General features: G+C 40.1%; 16 protein-coding genes. 3 read left to right on the top strand and 13 right to left on the bottom strand.

Annotation, left to right across the window (positions count from 1 at the left end; all coding sequences use genetic code 11):
- Window positions 1-55 precede the first annotated feature (55 nt).
- From NSQ79_RS03975 to NSQ79_RS03950, 6 genes are all read right to left on the bottom strand, one after another.
- Window positions 56-1,429, bottom strand: coding sequence for an FAD-dependent oxidoreductase (locus NSQ79_RS03975; protein WP_004182358.1), 1,374 nt, complete (start codon window positions 1,427-1,429; stop codon window positions 56-58).
- Window positions 1,430-1,717: 288 nt separating this feature from the next.
- Entirely contained in the window at window positions 1,718-3,256 is a 1,539-nt protein-coding gene (locus NSQ79_RS03970) for an ABC-F family ATP-binding cassette domain-containing protein (RefSeq protein WP_002891178.1), read from the bottom strand.
- A gap of 138 nt (window positions 3,257-3,394) precedes the next feature.
- Entirely contained in the window at window positions 3,395-3,925 is a 531-nt protein-coding gene (locus tag NSQ79_RS03965) for an ECF transporter S component (RefSeq protein ID WP_013990436.1), read from the bottom strand.
- A complete protein-coding gene (locus NSQ79_RS03960; RefSeq protein WP_164332278.1) occupies window positions 3,915-4,772 on the bottom strand; it encodes a pyridoxamine kinase in 858 nt (285 codons plus the stop codon). The genes NSQ79_RS03965 and NSQ79_RS03960 overlap by 11 nt, the downstream gene beginning before the upstream one ends.
- The gene (locus NSQ79_RS03955; RefSeq protein ID WP_164332279.1) at window positions 4,773-5,282 is read right to left on the bottom strand and encodes an ECF transporter S component; all 510 of its coding nucleotides are present in this window, start codon (window positions 5,280-5,282) and stop codon (window positions 4,773-4,775) included.
- Between the two features lie 138 nt (window positions 5,283-5,420).
- Window positions 5,421-5,951, bottom strand: a complete 531-nt coding sequence (locus NSQ79_RS03950; protein WP_060973261.1) for a DUF5067 domain-containing protein — start codon at window positions 5,949-5,951, stop codon at window positions 5,421-5,423.
- Between the two features lie 159 nt (window positions 5,952-6,110).
- Here NSQ79_RS03950 and NSQ79_RS03945 point away from each other — a divergent pair, with 159 nt between their 5' ends.
- Window positions 6,111-7,376 (top strand): PLP-dependent aminotransferase family protein, encoded by a 1,266-nt coding sequence (locus NSQ79_RS03945; protein WP_164332280.1) that lies wholly within the window; start codon window positions 6,111-6,113, stop codon window positions 7,374-7,376.
- 39 nt (window positions 7,377-7,415) lie between these two features.
- Here the strand turns inward: NSQ79_RS03945 and NSQ79_RS03940 are convergent, their stop codons facing one another.
- From NSQ79_RS03940 to pheS, 5 genes are all read right to left on the bottom strand, one after another.
- Window positions 7,416-7,754 (bottom strand): ATP cone domain-containing protein, encoded by a 339-nt coding sequence (locus NSQ79_RS03940; RefSeq protein ID WP_002891184.1) that lies wholly within the window; start codon window positions 7,752-7,754, stop codon window positions 7,416-7,418.
- 91 nt (window positions 7,755-7,845) lie between these two features.
- Window positions 7,846-8,427, bottom strand: a complete 582-nt coding sequence (locus NSQ79_RS03935) for a hypothetical protein (protein ID WP_049554077.1) — start codon at window positions 8,425-8,427, stop codon at window positions 7,846-7,848.
- A gap of 68 nt (window positions 8,428-8,495) precedes the next feature.
- The gene (pheT, locus tag NSQ79_RS03930; RefSeq protein ID WP_164332281.1) at window positions 8,496-10,904 is read right to left on the bottom strand and encodes a phenylalanine--tRNA ligase subunit beta; all 2,409 of its coding nucleotides are present in this window, start codon (window positions 10,902-10,904) and stop codon (window positions 8,496-8,498) included.
- 216 nt (window positions 10,905-11,120) lie between these two features.
- Entirely contained in the window at window positions 11,121-11,639 is a 519-nt protein-coding gene (locus tag NSQ79_RS03925) for an N-acetyltransferase (protein WP_164332282.1), read from the bottom strand.
- Between the two features lie 16 nt (window positions 11,640-11,655).
- A complete protein-coding gene (gene pheS / locus NSQ79_RS03920) occupies window positions 11,656-12,699 on the bottom strand; it encodes a phenylalanine--tRNA ligase subunit alpha (RefSeq protein WP_084871326.1) in 1,044 nt (347 codons plus the stop codon).
- Window positions 12,700-13,134: 435 nt separating this feature from the next.
- On the opposite strand from pheS, the gene NSQ79_RS03915 reads away from it, so the two are divergent.
- Window positions 13,135-13,332, top strand: a complete 198-nt coding sequence (locus tag NSQ79_RS03915; protein ID WP_004182348.1) for a helix-turn-helix transcriptional regulator — start codon at window positions 13,135-13,137, stop codon at window positions 13,330-13,332.
- A 26-nt stretch (window positions 13,333-13,358) separates the two neighbouring features.
- The gene (locus NSQ79_RS03910) at window positions 13,359-13,904 is read left to right on the top strand and encodes a DUF3278 domain-containing protein (protein ID WP_164332283.1); all 546 of its coding nucleotides are present in this window, start codon (window positions 13,359-13,361) and stop codon (window positions 13,902-13,904) included.
- A gap of 389 nt (window positions 13,905-14,293) precedes the next feature.
- On the opposite strand, the gene smc is transcribed toward NSQ79_RS03910, so the two are convergent.
- Together smc and rnc are read right to left on the bottom strand one after the other, a co-directional pair.
- A complete protein-coding gene (smc, locus tag NSQ79_RS03905) occupies window positions 14,294-17,827 on the bottom strand; it encodes a chromosome segregation protein SMC (protein WP_049527082.1) in 3,534 nt (1,177 codons plus the stop codon).
- Window positions 17,828-17,829: 2 nt separating this feature from the next.
- The gene (gene rnc, locus NSQ79_RS03900) at window positions 17,830-18,519 is read right to left on the bottom strand and encodes a ribonuclease III (protein ID WP_002885331.1); all 690 of its coding nucleotides are present in this window, start codon (window positions 18,517-18,519) and stop codon (window positions 17,830-17,832) included.
- Window positions 18,520-18,650: the final 131 nt, after the last annotated feature.

The following is an 18,650-nucleotide window of genomic DNA, read 5'->3' as shown; positions in this document are numbered from 1 at the left end:
TTCGTATTTCAAAAAAGAAAAAAACAGCTAATTCAACTGAATTAGCTGTTTCAGATTATTTAGCTGAGATAGCTGCTTTAGCAATATAGCTAAGCGGTTGGTTAAAGTGTGGCAAGAAGAACAAATCAAGCAATTGAAGACGGTCGATCGTTACACCTTCTTGGATAGCCAATGAGAACATGTGGATTCCCATAGAGATGTCCATACGTGATACCATTTGAGCACCAAGAACTTTGCGTGTATCTTTGTCATAAACGATCTTGATTGTAACGTCTTCATTTTCATCTTCCATGAAGGCAGCTTTTTGAAGATCTGTTGATTCTACTACTGCTGGATTGAAACCAAAGCGTTTTGCTTTTTCTTCTGTCAAACCAGTAGATACCATGTTCAAACCATAGATTGAGATACCATTTGATCCTTGAACACCGTTTGATTCAACATCGCCACCACCGGCATTATGACCACCGACAATACCTGAACGAACAGCGTTTGAAGCCAAGGCAATGTAGTTCACATCTTCAAGGGCATTGTCATAAACGGTAGCACAATCACCAACTGCATAAACATCTTTGATTGATGTTTCTTGTTTCTTATTAACAAGGTAAGCCCCATTACGGAATGTTTCCAATTTACCAGCACCAAGAGCTGTGTTAGGACGGAAACCTACTGCAAGGACAACCATGTCGACATCGTAAGCATTTTTATCAGTGACGATACGTTCAACTTTAGTATCACCTTCAACTGCCTTAACAGTTTCACCAAATGCCAATTTAATACCGTGGCTTTCCATATTTTTAGCCATAAGTTCAGTCAAGTCATGGTCATAATAACCAGCCAAACATGTATCAACAACGTCGATAAGGATAACTTCTTTACCATGACGTTGGAAAGCTTCAGCCAATTCAACACCAATGTAACCAGCACCTACAACCGCTACACGTTTGATATCTTGAGATTTGTCGTTCAACTTATCGATAACTTCTTGGGCGTTTTGGAAAAGTTTAACGAATTGAAGGTTTTCAAGTGTAGCTTCGAAAGTACGGCTACCTTCTTTAATTTCAGCACCTTCGATTGGAGGCAAGATTGGTTGAGACCCAGTAGCCAAAATCAATTTGTCATATGATTCAACGTGCTCTTTACCATCTACAAGGGCTGTAACAGTTTTACCATCAAAGTCAATAGACTCAACTGGTGAGTTCATATAAACTTTAGCACCCTTGCTTTCAAGTCCTTCTTTGTTGGCATAGAAAAGACCATCAGAACCTGAGATTTGATTACCGATCCAAAGAGCCATACCACAACCCAAGAATGAAATGTTAGAGTTTTGGTCGAAAACAACTACTTCATTTTGGTCTCCGTAATTATCGAGAATAGTATTAATACTAAAAGTACCAGCGTGGTTAGCACCAACAACTACGATTTTTGACATAAGTTTATCCAACTTTCTTTTGATAATAGTTTACTATTTCATTCTACCATAATCGGAAAACGGTTACACCTTTTATGCTCAGACTTTGTTACTTTTTGAACAAATTAAGTTTCTATGCTCAAAACCCAAATAGGTCACGGCAAAATATGCAGAAAAACACTTTATGATGACGGTTACCTTTCTTAACACCATCACTGTCTTACCAAATCCTAGAAAGTTACTTTGCTTTAAAATATAAAAAAAGAGTGAGTAACTTTCTCTTTAGAGAATGTCAACACTCTTTTATCTCTATACTAACTCATTAAAATCCCAAACGTCTGTCCAACCTTCATAAAATTCTGGTTCGTGACATACCATAAGGATACTGCCCTTGAAGGCCTGAAGGGCACGCTTCAATTCATCCTTGGCGTCAACATCCAAGTGGTTGGTAGGTTCATCCAGAACAAGAACATTATTTTCACGATTCATAAGGAGACAGAAGCGAACTTTAGCCTGTTCCCCACCAGAAAGCACTTGAATTTGGCTTTCAATATGCTTAGAGGTTAATCCGCATTTGGCTAGAGCCGCACGGACCTCAGCTTGATTTAAGGCTGGGAAGGCATCCCAAACCGCTTCAAGAGGCGTCTGACGTGACCCTTCTGCTTCTTGCTCGAAGTAACCTAGATCAATAAAATCACCTGTCTCAACTTCTCCTTCGAGTGGTTGAATAATACCAAGCAAGCTCTTAAGCAAAGTAGTCTTACCGATACCATTGGCACCCACGATAGCTACTTTTTGATTACGTTCGAAGGTAAGATTCAAAGGAGCCTTGGTCAAAGGGCGGTCGTAACCAATAACGAGGTCTTTGGTTTGGAAAATAAAGCGTCCAGGCGTACGACTTTCCTTGAAATGAAATTCAGGTTTTGGCTTCTCAGCCTGCAATTCGATAATTTCCATCTTATCCAATTTCTTCTGACGAGACATGGCCATATTTCGAGTAGCAACACGTGCCTTGTTACGGTTAACAAAATCTTGAAGGTCTGCAATTTCCTTTTGCTGACGTTCATAGGCAGCTTCTAATTGAGCTTTCTTCATAGCATAGACAGATTGGAAATTGTCATAATCACCTGCATAGCGAACCAAGTCTTGATTTTCAACATGATAGACAATGTTAATCACATCGTTTAGGAATGGAATATCGTGAGAAATGAGGACAAAGGCATTTTCATACTCTTGAAGATAGCGTTTAAGCCAAGCAATGTGTTCAGCATCCAAATAGTTGGTTGGCTCATCGAGAAGTAAGATATCTGGTTTTTCAAGCAATAACTTAGCCAAGAGAATCTTGGTACGTTGACCACCTGAAAGGTCCGTTACATCTGTATCCATGCCAAAATCCATGACACCTAGTGCACGGGCAACCTCATCAATCTTAGCATCTAGTGTATAGAAATCACGCGTTTCCAAGCGATCCTGAAGCTCACCCACTTCTTCCATCAGAGCATCAACGTCAGCTCCTTCGTCAGCCATAGACATGTAAATCTCATTGATACGTTCTTCAGTCTTAAAGAGTTCATCAAAAGCCGTACGAAGGACATCACGAACGGTCATTCCCTTTTCAAGAACAGCATGCTGATCCAAGTAACCCGCTGTAACGTACTTAGACCACTCTACCTTACCTTCATCTGGCTGCAATTTTCCAGTAACGATAGACATGAAGGTTGACTTTCCTTCACCGTTAGCACCGACAAGACCGATATGCTCACCTTTGAGCAAACGGAATGAGACATTTTCAAAAATAGCACGGTCACCAAATCCGTGACTAAGATTTTTGACTTCTAAAATAGACATAGCATATCTGGGCTGAACCTGCCTTCAGCCCTTTCCTTTCTTGACATTAATTTTACTATTTTACCATTTTTTAGTGAAAATTTGGACCTCTGCTTCTGGAAAATTAAAAAGAAAAAGCAGGACTAACCTGCTAAATCTTTAGTTTCTCTGTAAAATACGTTTGAAGACAGGATAGAGGAGAGGCACCGCAATAATAGTCACTACCGATGTTCCAAAGGTTCCACCAATTTTAGTAAGTGCCAATACCATGGCTGCATTGAGTGGTAAAGCTGCAACAACACTATTAATAATCGTATACTTAATAAAATTCAAAATAATTTTGGTCACTGCGGCTATGACTCCAATGATTATGATGTTAGTCATTTTGTCATTTGATTTTAGAAGCTTTTCAAAAACAAGATAGAGAACATAACAAACAATCAAAGATTCTAAAATAGTAATCCAGACCTCAGCGGCATAGCCATTGAAAATATCAAATAGCCCTAACCCTACTGTTGCGACTAGCGCACCTTTTCTGGCACCGAAAATCAAAACAGCAATCACAACTAGGGCATTTCCCAGATGGACAAATTGAGGTCCAAAAGGAATACGAATAAACTGTACACTCACAATAATTAAAGCTGCATACAAACTCAATTCAACTAATTCACGTGTTTTATCACTTTTCATTTTTCTCCTCCAATAGGGCATTAAAACCACTGAATAAATAACCAATATGGGGCTCATAGCAAAGACCATACTTTAAAGGACGACCATCGGACAGTGTTGACGAAAGAACCATATCCATAACATCCAAGGCCAAATCACAAACCTTTAGTAAATCAAGGTCATAAAAGTAACCAGCTGATAAGATTGCCGTTAGTAAATCACCACTTCCATAAAAATGATTACCATAACGTTTTTGCATGCGATAAATCGTTCGATTAGTCTCTTTATCAAAATAAGCCAACCCAATTTTGTCATTCTCAAATGAGATACCTGTCAAAATAACTTTTCGAGGTCCAAGCTTGCTCAACTCTCTCAGAAGCTTTTTAATAGTGGCGTCATCATAGGAACCTGCTTCTAGATAGGAAGAATCCGTTAACAAAGAAGCTTCAGTCAGATTGGGAATGATAACATCTGCCTGCTGACAAAAATCTTTCATAGCTTCTACATATTCCCTATCAAAACCTTGATAAAGATGGCCATTATCTCCCATAATGGGGTCAATAAATAACGGTAGCTGTCTATCTCGAGCCAGTTGACCTACAAGTTCTAGTTCTTCTCTTGACTTAAAATAACCACTTACTAAGCCATCTACTGAAAAATCCAAGTACTCCCACTGCTTATAGAATCCCTTCAGGTCATCCGTAAGATCCCGCATATAGATATTCTCAAACTCCCCTGTATGCGAAGATAAAAGAACTGTTGGTAAAGGAAGGACTTCAGTTTGACAGGCTGACATAATAGGTAGACCACTGGTCAAAGCAACCTTACCTAACCCAACAAGGTCATTAGCAACAATCACTGTAGCCATCTATTTTTCGTCCCAAACTTTTTTAAACTGTTTAACAAATCCGGTATGGAAATAAATATAATAGGCCAAGCCCAAACCAATTATCGCAGCAATCACATCAAAAGGAATTTTCATAATAGCAACTGCTGGTGTTCCATAGATAAAGGCTCTTCCCAAACCATAACCAACTAGGTCAATAATAGCACCAAGCAAGAGTCCAAGAGCAGCCCTAGATTTGCTCAATTTACCTAAACGACCACCAACGAAAAGTGCAATAGCAAGAACTTGAAGGCTATGGGTCACTAGAGTTACCCACATAGGAAGGGGGTAGAAAAGAAAATCTCCAATAAAGGAACCTACTCCGGCAATAATAACTGCTTCTGTAGGTGGGAAAATTAAACCAACTAGGAAAATAATAATCCCGTTAAAATAGAAATGACCTCCTGGCACAGGAATGGATAAGAGACTCGAGCTCAAAATAATGACAAGTGCCATGAAAAATGCAGAAATGGTTAAACGTTTTGGTGACATACCTAAAACTCCTTAGTCAATAAATATAGTATAAGTTTATGAAAATTCTGACGATTAAACAAGATAGTATTTTCAATACTGTATGGGTACAGATTTAAGACAATAAAAAAACACCACACATTCATGTGGTGATAAAACTTATTGAGCTTTTTTATCAAAGTATTTGACAGGTGCCTTTTCAAGATTTTGTAGTGAAAGCTTGGCAGTCGCGTTAGCCTCAGTACCGTAATCAGAGAAATCAATGCTAAGATCATGATCAAAATCAGCAACGGCATAGTCAACAACGATTTCTTTAACTTCCTTAGGAGCAATCTTGGTCTTATTTGCAATCTTATCTCGGTCATCATCTTTAGAAAAGACCAATGTAGCAACCTTCACTTCTTCCTTTTCTTGTTTTACATCAAGGACTACCTTCATCAAAAGAGTGTAGGCATTCATGGTTTCTTTACTTGAGTTGGTAAGTTTATAGTGAACGCGTACAGCTTTTTGACCTTCTGGTGATTCGATTTTAGTTGCAGAAAGAACTTGTACACTAGCATCTTGTCCTGTAAATAGCATTTTGTTTTTATCGTAGGTCCAAGTAGGCTCTTTCTCTGGTGTGCAAGCTGACAAACCGATAATGGTTAAGCATGCAAGAGCCAGAAGTCCTAAGATTTTCTTAAAAGTCATTCTTATAATCTCCTTAAACTTATTTGAAAGGGGAATTTAGTTTTACCTTACAACCTTTTTATTATGTCAAAATCTAATAATCTTGTCAAATATCTCTAGGCCTCTTGCCCTTAGAAGCCAAGTAAGGTAAAATAAGGAAAAATCTGTAAGGGGTCAGTTATGAGTATTTATCAAGATATTGTCGAAACCATCATCAAAGATATCCAAAATGGTACTTTAAAAAAAGGGAGTAAGCTCCCCTCTATTCGTCAACTAAGCCAGACTTATGCCTGTAGTAAGGACACAGCCCAAAGGGCACTCTTGGAACTAAAGTATCAAAACTATATTTACGCCGTACCCAAAAGTGGCTATTACGTCCTCGAAGGTCGCAATGAAGTCGATAATAAGGTGCTTCTTAACCTTAATGATTACAATCGATTGGCCTACGAGGATTTTAAGCTTTGTTTAGATGAAAGTTTGGCGGGTCACCAGGACTACCTATTCAACTATTATCATGAACAAGCCGGACTCAAAGATTTGCTTGAAGCTTTAAAGAGTCGATTAATTGCTGACGATATTTATGTCAATTCGGATCAGATTGTCATAACCTCAGGAAGCCAACAGGCCCTCTACATCCTTTCACAGATGGATTTTGGTAATGGTGGCTACAAAATTCTCTTAGAACAACCTACCTATCATCGCATGAACCAGCTCATCAACCGTCAAAATCTAGCTTACGAAACGATTAACCGTGGTTTTGATGGTTTAGATTTTGACCGCTTGGAAGAGTACTTTAAATCTGGACAGATTAAGTTCTTCTATACCATCAGTCGTTACTCCAACCCTCTTGGATTAAGCTATTCTGCCAGTGAAAAAGAAAAGCTAGCCCAACTTGCCAATCAGTACAATGTTTATATCGTCGAGGATGACTATATGGGAGACTTTAGCGATAGTAAAAATCTCCCGATTCACTACTATGACACCAAAAATCAGACCATCTACATCAAATCCTTTTCCATGGCTCTTTTTCCAGGTTTACGTCTAGGTAGCCTTGTCTTACCTCCTAATCTTAAGCCTACCTTTTTGAGCCACAAAGGACTTATTGACTATGATACCAATCTCATTATGCAAAAAGCACTTTCCGTTTATCTCGAAAATGGCATGTTCCAAAAAAACATTAAGAAGCTGGGTGACCTCTTTCAACAAAACATGGCTAAAAGCCAAGCCATCATTGACAAATCTAAGGTTAGCATTCCTTATCAGATTTCCCCTAGGCATGTGACTTGGCAACTTCCTAAGGAGTTTTCACTCGAAAAATTCAAAGCCCACAAGCAGATTCGCTTTTTAGAATCCTCCTTTATTAGACCAACCTCTGAAACTTATCTGCAAGTAGGTCATGGACAGGAACTGGAATCCTTTATAAAACTTTTAAAAAAGACAAAGTGACAATTAGACACAAAAAAAGCCATCGCTTGATGGCTTTTCTTATTTAGTCTGCTCAAAGCGTAGGTGCACAATGACCTTGTCACCATAACCGTTACGCTCCAAATCTCGTTGCAAACGGTATGAAATATAATGCTCAGCAATATTGATAAAGCCTGCTTCCATGAGACGATTTTCAACCAATGACTGAATCATGTTAATGGTTGGGCGTTCCACCTGAGCATCTTGAAGATCAAGCACTACTTTTTTCGTAACTTGAGCAAGGTTTTGGCGCCAAGTATCATCAAGAACATACACAGTCTGTGCTGCTTTTAAGATGGCTTGGTAAATTTTATCAGGATCAAATTCAGCAACTTGACCATTACGTTTAATAATTTGCATGGCTACCCTCTTTTCATGGCTTTTTCTTTTATTATGCAGAGAATTTACATATTTGTCAAGTGCAAATCCCTGAAAGAGCTATCCAGACTGCTTATTCCCAGAATTTAGAAATGTAAACTGGTTTGCCATGTTTATCAAAGGAAAGGGTTGCTGTGTAGGACTCTGACTTATGATGGCGCATATAATTAGCGATTCTCTTGTCACCGTTTATCAGGTGAATGTCATAAGTCTGCCCGTCAGAGCTTACAAAGTGAGCATTAATCCTAGCACTACTCGTTTTTGTCCCAACATGACTAATATCTATTTTTTCCACTTGACCATCAATGGTTTTAGCTATAGGGCCTCTATAGTCTTTGTAAATAGTGACGGTAGCCAAAACATCTTCAACTAAGACATAGGTCATTCCGAAAACGAACAGATAAACTATTGGGACGACAATGAAAGATAATTTACTTTTGCGGAACATTTCTTTATGCCAAGCCCAAATATCCTGAGGTGACATGGTTAAAAATTTTTTAAAATATTGATGAACGAGTAACCTGTAGACTAATAATACAAATATTACTTGCCCCAAGGGATAAGCAAAACTGGGTAAACCATCAATCAGAACATTGACTTTATCAGATTCAAAAGTGTAATGTCCTAATACCCCGTCAAAAAACTCTAAAAACAAATTAACTCCTTTTTGTAATATAGTCTAGTCACTTAAAAATCCATCTTCTCAGATGGATTTTTTAACTATTAACGTACCTCTGCTTCGACTTTCTCAGTAAGAGCTTTGGTGATTTTTTCCATGTATTTAGCAACTTCTTCGTCTGTGAGGTTGTCGTTTGGATTTTGGAAGGTAAGGCTATAAGCCATTGATTTCATTCCAGCACCAAGTTTTTCACCTGCGTAAACGTCGAAGAGTTTAACGGCAACCAAGCGTTTCACTCCTGCAGAATAGATAGCATCAAGAACTTCTTGATGAGTGATTTCTGCCTTGAGAAGAAGGGCAATATCACGTGATACTGCAGGGAATTTTGTGATTTCAACAAATGGTTGAGCCAGTTGCAAGGCTGCTTCTACAGCACTAAGGTTAATTTCAGCCACATAAGTCTCAGGAATGCCATAATTTTTAGCAGTTTGTGGGTGAACTTGACCAAGGAATCCAATCGTTTTACCATCAAGGACAATAGCAGCTGTACGACCTGGGTGCATACTTGCTAGGTCTTTTGTCGGTACATAGTCAACTGAAACTTCAAGTTTATCAAAGAGAGCTTCAACAATCCCTTTAGCATAGAAGAAATCAACTGGTGTTGCTTTAGTTTGGAAATCTTTTTCAGCTACTAGACCAGAAATAGCGAAGGCAAAGGTATTGATTTCATTTGGCAATTCCTCTTTTGGATTACCGTTTTGTTCAAAGACCTTACCAATTTCGTAAATAGCAACGTTACTATTCTTACGGTTAACATTGTAAGCAACAGTATCAAGCATACCAGAGACCATGTTCTGACGGAGGGCTGAACGGTCAACAGTCATTGGCCACATCAACTCAGTCAAGTTAGTAGGTGTCGCAGCAAATTCAACAGCTTTTTCAGGTGTAGTCAAAGCATATGAGATGATTTCAGTCAATCCAGCACCTTCAGCAATGGTACGAACCTTACGACGAAGCGCTTGTGTTTCAGTCAATTCACCGGCTGTTCCTGCTGCTTCTGGAAGTGTCGTAGGCAATTTTTCATAGCCGTAGATACGTGCAATTTCTTCAACCAAGTCTGCTTGGATACTGATATCCCAACGACGACGTGGTACAGATACAGTGAATTTATCAGCATCACCAGTCAATCCAAAACCAAGTTTCGCAAACACATCTTCAATATCCGCAAAAGTCAATTCTGTACCAAGGCGAACATTTACGTAGTCAAGGCTTGTAGAAACTTGAACTGGCTCTGTATCAACAGATCCCGCTTGAACACGGCCTGCGAGCACCGTTCCATTTGCCAATTCTTGCAACATAGCTGCAGCAAAATCAAGTGCTTCAAGGACAGTATCGTTATTGATACCTTTTTCAAAACGTGATGATGATTCTGAACGAAGGTTGAGACGGCTACTTGTCTTACGAACTGATTTTCCATCAAAAACAGCAGCTTCGAGAACGACATTTTTAGAATTGTTGTCAATTTCAGTTGAAGCGCCACCCATAACACCTGCGAGGGCAACTGGTTTGTCAGCAACTGTAATAACAATATCTTCAGCAGTCAATTCACGTTCTTCACCATCGAGAGTGACTAATTTTTCCCCATCACGGGCATCACGAGCAACGATACGTGAGTCTTCAAATTTATCCAAATCGAAGGCATGCATTGGTTGTCCAAAATAAAGAAGAACATAGTTTGTCACGTCAACCACGTTGTTGATTGGACGGATACCAGCATTCATAAGAAGGTTTTGCAACCATTGTGGACTTGGTTGAACAGTAACATTCTCAACCACACGACTAGCATAAGTAGCCACTTTATCACTTTCGATGGCTACTGAAATCTTATCAGAAGCTGGTTTGCTGTCTTCAGTAACCGTTTTTTCTGGGAAGTGAACAGATTTTCCATAGATTGCAGCGACTTCATGTGCCACACCACGCATAGAAAGAGCATCCGCACGGTTAGGTGTGATTGACAATTCGATGATTTCATCATCAAGGTCAAGATATGGGAAAATGCTATCGCCAGGAACGGCATCTTCTGGCAAAATTTGGATACCATCCGCAAATTCCTTAGGAATAATGCTATCCGGAAGGCCAAGCTCTGCCAAAGAACAGATCATACCGAGAGATTCCATGCCGCGAATCTTACCTTTTTTGATTTTGTAGTTGTCCGCAATGCGGGCACCAGGAATGGCAACAATTACCTTGATGCCAGCAGTGACATTTGGAGCACCACAAACAATTTGACGTGGACCTTCAGCATCTCCTGTATCTACTTGGCACAAGTGCAAGTGTGTTTCAGGCACATCTTCACATGACAAGACATGACCAACAACCAATTTTGACAAGCCCTCAGCAGGTGTCTCAACACCTTCCACTTCAATACCTGTCGTCGACATTTTTTCAGCGAGTTCAGCAGTGGTAACATCCACATCAACCAACTCTTTTAACCATTTATAACTAACTAGCATAATTATGATACCAAGCCCGTTAATAGCTCTCCGCAAAAATAGGAAAGGCAACATTGGTGCATCAGCACCTAGGCGACTTTATCTTTTTTGCCCAGAGCTTAGGGCGGGTTCAAATCCTTTCTGTAATTTAGGAATATGTATATCTGATATAAGAGGAAGACGAACTAACACGTTTAATCGCCTTTTAAACTCCTCTCTATCAACTTAATAATAGGTTTATAGTTTTAATTTAAGCAACCAGTCGCGGTCTACTTTTCCATCACCAACTAGAAAATCGTGTTCTGCGAATTTTTCGAAGCCATATTTATCGTAAAATATCTGTGCTTTGAAATTCCTTTCCCAAACACCCAACCAGGCCCAATCACAACCTAGATCACGAGCTTCTTGTAGGGCAAATTCAAAGAGTTGCTTACCCAAGCCCATGCCTTGGAAGGCCTGACTGATATAAATACGTTGAATTTGAAAGGCATTATCCAAGTGCTGCTCTGTTTGAGCAGAACCTACATTAGTCTTTAGAAAACCTGCCTTTTCACCATCAACGAGAATGAAAAAGTAACGCGATTCTTCATGAGTGATTTCATCTAAGAGGACTTCCTCAGAAAGTGCAGTGTCAAAGTAACCTTGCAACTGGGCTTCGGTATTATCATGAGCAAAAGTCTCTCTAAAGGTATCTTCGGAGATAACTTTTAATTCTGCTACTTCTTCTGGAAGAACCTTACGAATAGCTACTGTCATGACAACCTCCTAAACCTTATTTAAACTGTTCTGAGAAGCGAACATCCCCTTGGTAAAAACCACGAATGTCGTTGATACCATAACGAAGCATGGCAATACGTTCTTGACCAAGACCAAAGGCGAAACCTGAATATTCTTCAGAATCAACGCCTGACATCTCAAGCACTTGTGGGTGCACCATACCAGCACCGAGGATCTCAATCCAACCTGTCTTCTTACATACGTTACATCCTTTACCACCACACTTGAAGCATGACACGTCAACCTCAACTGAAGGCTCAGTGAATGGGAAGTAAGATGGACGCAAACGGATTTGACGTTCTGCACCAAACATTTTTTGGATAATCATTTCAAGCGTTCCCTTAAGATCACCCATTGAGATGTTTTTACCAACGACCAAACCTTCGATTTGGTGGAACTGGTGACTGTGAGTCGCATCATCTGTATCACGACGGAAAACACGTCCTGGTGAGATCATCTTAAGTGGACCTTTAGAAAAATCGTGTTTATCAAGTGTACGAGCTTGAACAGGACTTGTGTGTGTACGAAGCAAAATTTCTTCCGTAATGTAGAAGGTATCTTGCATGTCACGCGCTGGGTGGTCCTTAGGCAAGTTCATACGTTCAAAGTTATAGTAGTCAGTCTCAACTTCAAAACCATCAACGATTTGGAAGCCCATCCCCAAGAAAATGTCTTCGATTTCTTCAGCTGTTTGGCTAAGAATATGACGGTTACCAAGTTTGACTTGGCGTCCTGGAAGGGTTACGTCAAGACTTTCAGAGTCAAGTTGTGCTTGAATTTTAGCGGCTTCAACAACTTTAGCTGCTTCGTTAAAAGCTTCAGTCAAAACGTCACGAACTTCGTTGACCATTTTACCAACTTTAGGGCGTTCTTCATTAGGAAGGTCTTTAAGCCCCTTCAAAAGATCTGTCAAAGAGCCTTTTTTACCCAAAACTGCAACACGCAATTCTTGTAATTCTTTAGAGTGTTCACCACGCATTTCAGCCAATTTAGCCTGCGTTGATGTTTTCAACTCTTGCAATTGTGTTTGTAAATCCATGAGATTCCTTTCTGATGTAACAATTTCGAATCGCAAACAAAAAACCACATGCCAAAACTCCAACCCGGAGCGTTGACACGCGGTACCATCCGTTTTTTATCTGGTTACCCAGACCTTGATTCGCCAGCCGTCTTCATGAGTGAATTCGCCAAACTTCCCTTGAGGAGGCTTCCAGTCCATGGCCCCCAATCCCTGTCAATTTCCATAAGGTTACTAGTCTCTACGACTTCTATTCAATTACTATCAATTTTACCAAAAAAATAAAAAGCTTTCAAGAGCTGACAAAGAATCCTTTAGTTAATGCCAAAATAGAAAATATGTCTAAGATAATTGACACACCTATATAAACATGCTACAATTATGTCAGATAAAGTTGACATATTTAATTGCTACTTACAGTAACTCGTTAGTTTATCTTTCAGAAGGAGGCCCATTATGAATCATGTCAGGGAATTTAGAAAGAATATGGGGCTTTCGCAATTAGAACTTGCAAAGTCTATTGGCGTTTCCCGACAGACCATTAACATGATCGAAAATAACAAGTATAACCCAACACTAGAGCTCTGTCTTAATCTAGCTAAAGCTCTAGATACGGATCTTAACAGTCTCTTTTGGGATGGAAATTCCGAATAGAGATATAAGATAGAAAGAGGTAAATCATGATTAAAGAAACTTTCACTGACAAACTCATTAAACGTTTTTATGGTATCACTGGTCCTTTAGATGAACAAAAGCGCCAACAGGTTGATCGAATGGGTAACATAGCTTTCGTAGTTCTTTTCTTTACCTTACTTTGTGGTAATTGTATTGCCTTTCTTATAGGCTTTAAGTATCCCGAACTTGTAGCTCGTATTTATCCTATCCTCCTCTTGATTATCATTATGGTAGTTGGCAGCATCCTTACTTATAAGTTAAAGATAAGTGCTGTTAATGCTTTTGACGAGGAAGAACTGACTGAGAAAGAGAAAAAACAACTTAAGCACGTGGGGCTTAAGTCAGGTTTATGCTTTGGGATTAGCATGTTCTTAGGCATGCCCCTAGTTCACTTCTTAGTTGACAATAAAGACTATTTGACAGAATTATTCTCAATCCGTAATATGCTATCAGGCATTTTTGAAGCTATCCTTTTTGGGGCTATCATGCAGGGCTTGGTCAATTCTGGTATCAAACAAGCCAAATCTCAAGCTGAGAAAGGTGACCAATAAACTAAAAAGACAAAGAAAAATCCAGGTTTCCCAGCCTGGATTTTTCGCTCGAAAGAAGACTTCTTAGACCTGTATACGCGAAGCCTAAATGTGTCCAGAAAATCGTATCTTAACACATACACTATAACTAACTTCAAAAAACACCATATCCCCATATGACATTTCCTTAAATATTGTAACATGTCAGTGCAAAATGACAAGTCACCCTCTCTCTCATAAAACCTAAAATCCTAATCATAGTCCTTGTTATGCCATTTTACGCAATCGATTGCGTAATTTTGAAAGCGCAAACTTAATTATTTTCTGAAAGTCCTTGCAAATTTTTTGAGACTATAAAAAAAGATAGTGATAAAGCTATCAACTATCTTTCATGAAAATATAATCTATTTTTAGTCTAAATCAAGGTCTTTTAGTTTGACCGAAACGATTTTCGAGACACCTGATTCCTGCATAGTTACCCCATAAATAGAGTCTGCTGCAGACATCGTTCCCTTACGGTGGGTAACTACAATAAATTGACTGGACTTGTCAAAACGATTAAGGTAGTCACCGAAGCGTTTAACATTGGCTTCATCCAAAGCCGCTTCTACTTCGTCTAGAATAACAAATGGAATGGTCTTAACACGAATGATGGCAAAGAGAAGGGCCAGAGCTGACAAGGCCTTCTCGCCACCTGACATAAGGTTAAGCGATTGAATTTTCTTACCTGGTGGATGCACAGAAATTTCTACCCCAGCCTCTAGGAGATTGTCTGAGGTCAAAATCAAGTCTGCTGAACCTCCACCAAACATCTGGGTAAAGGTCTGTTTAAAGCTTTCTCGGATAGCCTCAAAGGTTGTTTTAAAGCGTGATTTCACTTCATCATCCATGTCATTTATGGTATTCAGAAGGAGACTCTTAGCTTCGAGCAAATCATCCTTTTGTCCGTTCAAGAAATCAAGACGTTGCTTAACCTCTTCAAACTGGGCAATAGCATCCACATTGACCGGACCCAAAGCTTTAATCGAACGCTCAAGACCTTGCAGACTCTGGCGAGTTTGTTCGACATTGTCAAGATGACTAGCCTGACCTTTGGCGACTTCAAGTGTCATCTGGTAATCTTCAGCCAACTGAGTCGCAAACTTACGAAGCAATTGACTAATCTGACTTTCACGTTCTTCCAAGCGAGTCTGCTGACGAATCAAGTCCTCATTACGATTGCCAGCTTTAGCCAAACGCTCCTCCAAGTCTTCTAACTGACCTTCGTAATCTTGCACCTGAATCTTGGCACGGACAAGAGCTTGTTCCAAATCATCCTTACGTTGGACAGCTTCTTTATGCTGTGCTTGCAAATGCGGAAGACGGTCAGTTTGGTCATCATTGACCTGATTGTTAAGGAGCGCTTTAAGACTATCCGATTCCTTCATTAACTCAGACAAGTCGGCTTGAAGACGATTACTTTCTGTCTTAGCAAAACGCAATTCTGCTTGCAAATCACGTTCCTTCAACTGAAGTTTAGATTGCTTGTCTAAGAGAACCTGTTTTTGTTGGCCAAGTGCGTCTTTGTCTTCCTTAATAGCCTCAATACGGTCGTTAATGGCCTCACGCTTGGAAGCAATTTGTGCTAACTCTGCTTTAAGTTGTTCAGCCTTATCTTGAAGATTTGCCCCTTCAGTTCCCTGAGAATCCTGTTTGAAACTATCCACTAGGGTTTGATTTTTTTCCACCTCTGACAAGGCTTGTTGGTGTTCTAGGTCTAGTTTTTGCTCTTGCAGACGAGCATTTTCACCATCTACCTTAAGGTCTTCTAGTTCTTTCTGTAAAGCCTTACGTTTGATTTTGAGGGCTTCAACTTTAGCTTCACTATCACTTAATTGAGCCTTAATCTGGTTAATTTCAGCAGTCAATGCATCCAGTTCAGGCTTGATGAAGAGATTATTATTTTGTTTGTTGGTACCACCAGCAAAGGCACCACCGGGACGGATCTCAGACCCGTCAAGAGTAACCATACGCACTTGGAAACGAACCGCTCGAGCTGCCTTATTAGCATTGTCAATGGTATTAAAGATTGCTGTTACCCCTAGGAGGTTTTGGAAAATATTAGATAAGCGGTTCTCATAGGTAACCAAATCGGAAGCCATACCAATAAAACCTGGTGCATTGGCAAGACTTTGAGCAAATTGTCCATTAAGTTGACGTGGTTTGATGGTTGTCAACGGCAAGAAAGTTGCACGCCCCTGACGATTGCGCTTCAAGTAGTCAATCGAACGCTTAGCAGCCGCTTCGTCCTCCACAATAATATTTTGCCCACTAGCTCCCATAGCAATTTCAAGAGCCGTCTGGTAGCGCGTATCAAAGGTCAAGTGTTCACTAACTGCACCAATAATTCCTTGAATGGATTGGGCGTTTTGAAGGACAGCCTTAACCCCTGCATAGAAATTAGAATGATTTTTTTGAATAGATTCAAGACTTTGACGACGGGCATCTTTACTCTTAAGGTGATCCATGAGGTCAAACATCTGCTTTTGAGCCTCTTGATAGTCCTTATCAATAGCCTGATAAGCCTGAGCCTTTTCTTTGTAGTTAGCTAGGAGGCTTTGAAGACTCTCTTGGGCTGCTTGATAAGCTTTTTGGGTTTCACTAGCTATTTCCTGAGCGGAGAGCAAGTCTGCCTGAGCTTGTTTATATTCTTCAGCTTGAGCTTCCAATGCTTGGGTCTGACTATCCATGTCGTGGGTAACCTGAGTCAAACTGTTGGAAACCTTGGCTTCCTCCTGCATCAGACCAACATAGTCCTCACGTAAACGTTCAATAAGCGTATCCGGGTCATCAGAAAATTGCTCCAGTTCTTTTTGAATAGCAATCAGCTCCTGGGCAAGGCTATCCAACTCTGCATTCAATTCAACTTGGCCTTGATTAACCTTATCGAGTGCTACCTGAGCTTCTTCTTTCAAATGCTCTAACTCACTGAGACGAGCTTCAGTTTCTTCTTTTTTCTCTGAACGCTGCTGACTCTCCATGGTATAAAGATCAATTTGACGCTCAAAGTCACTAATAAGACGTGTGACATCCACCAAGGTTTGTTGGTCAGAAGAAATTTGTTCTGAAATTTGATGGCGTTTTTGTTTGAGTTCTTGATTCTCAGTCTCAAGGCGATGGCGTTCCTCATAATAGCTGGTTAATTTTTCCTTGACCGCTGCCAAATCCTCTTGGGTCTGGCTCAAATCAGATTTACCAACTTCAATATCGTGGACCAAAAGATTAAGCTGAGTCTGTCTTCGTTCCTCATCTAATTCCAAATAACGTTTGGCAGTCGCAGCTTGCTTTTCAAGCGGTTTAACCTGACCGTCCAGCTCGTAGATGATATCTTCCAAACGATCAAGATTATCCTGAGTTTGATTAAGCTTGCTTTCCGTTTCTTTCTTACGTGTCTTATATTTGAGAACCCCTGCGGCTTCTTCGAAAATAGCGCGACGCTCTTCAGGTTTAGCATTAAAAATAGCCTCAACACGACCTTGGGAAATAATGGAAAAAGAATCACGCCCCAGACCGGTATCCATGAAGAGGTCATGAATATCACGCAGACGAACCTTACGACCATCAATCAAGTAATCATTGTCACCGTTTCGATAAATGTGACGCTCCACACGAATGGTTTCACCAGCACCCGCGATAAAGCCATCACTATTATCAAGAGTGACTGCCACTTCCGCATAGTTGAGAGCCTTACGAACCTCTGTTCCTGCAAAAATAACGTCAGGCATCTTGCCCCCACGCAAACTCTTGGCAGATGATTCACCCAGTGCCCAGCGTAGACTCTCTGTAATATTTGATTTTCCCGATCCATTTGGACCTACAACGGCTGTTACTCCCTTGTCAAAGACGACTTGCGTCTTGTCCGCAAAGGATTTAAAGCCCTGCATTTCAATTGATTTCAAATACATGCTTAATTTCCTAGTTGTTCAAGGGCAGCCTTAGCCGCTGCCTGTTCAGCTAATTTCTTAGATTTTCCAAGACCTGTGCTGAGCTCCTTACCATCAACAGCTACCTGCATAGTAAATTCTTTGGCATGAGCTGGTCCAGACTCATCGATAACGGTATAAGTAATATCAACCGTACCATTGACCTGAAGACGCTCTTGCAAGGCTGTCTTATAGTCTGTTACGCGGTCAAAGTTCCCCTTTTCAACCTGAGGAATCATGACTTGATTCAAAAATTTCTCAACAGCAGGTAACCCTTGATCCAGATAAAGGGCCCCGAGGAAGGCCTCCCAAAGGTCACCAAGGATAGTGGCACGTTCACGTCCACCAGATTTTTCTTCCCCTTTACCAAGACGGATATACTGTTCGAAACCACAAGCCTTTGTAAAGCCTGCCAAACTCTCTTCACGAACGATAGTACTACGCATCTTAGACATTTCCCCCTCTGGCTTGTTAGGGTAGCGTTTGTAAAGATAAACAGAAATGACTAATTGCAGAGCCGCGTCTCCTAAAAATTCCAAACGTTCATTATGTGAAATGTTTAGGAGGCGGTGCTCATTGGCATATGAGGTATGGGTAAATGCTGTTTCTAAGAGGTCTTTTTGGCTAAAAACAATACCAAAATCCTGCTCAAGTTTTTGTTCAAGTTGATTCATGAAACTTCCTTTCTTTTTAAGCACACTAACTATAATTATATCAAAAAAAGCCAATTTTCATGATAGAAAACTGCTTTTAGACCCTATATCAGCTTATTTTGTGAGATTTAACCTATTCAACTAAAAAAGCT

Origin of the sequence: Streptococcus sp. FSL W7-1342 (genome assembly GCF_037966635.1) — a bacterium.
GTDB lineage: Bacteria > Bacillota > Bacilli > Lactobacillales > Streptococcaceae > Streptococcus > Streptococcus salivarius_D.
Note: the sequence above shows the minus strand (reverse complement) of the source record. Positions and strands in the feature narration are given on the sequence as shown.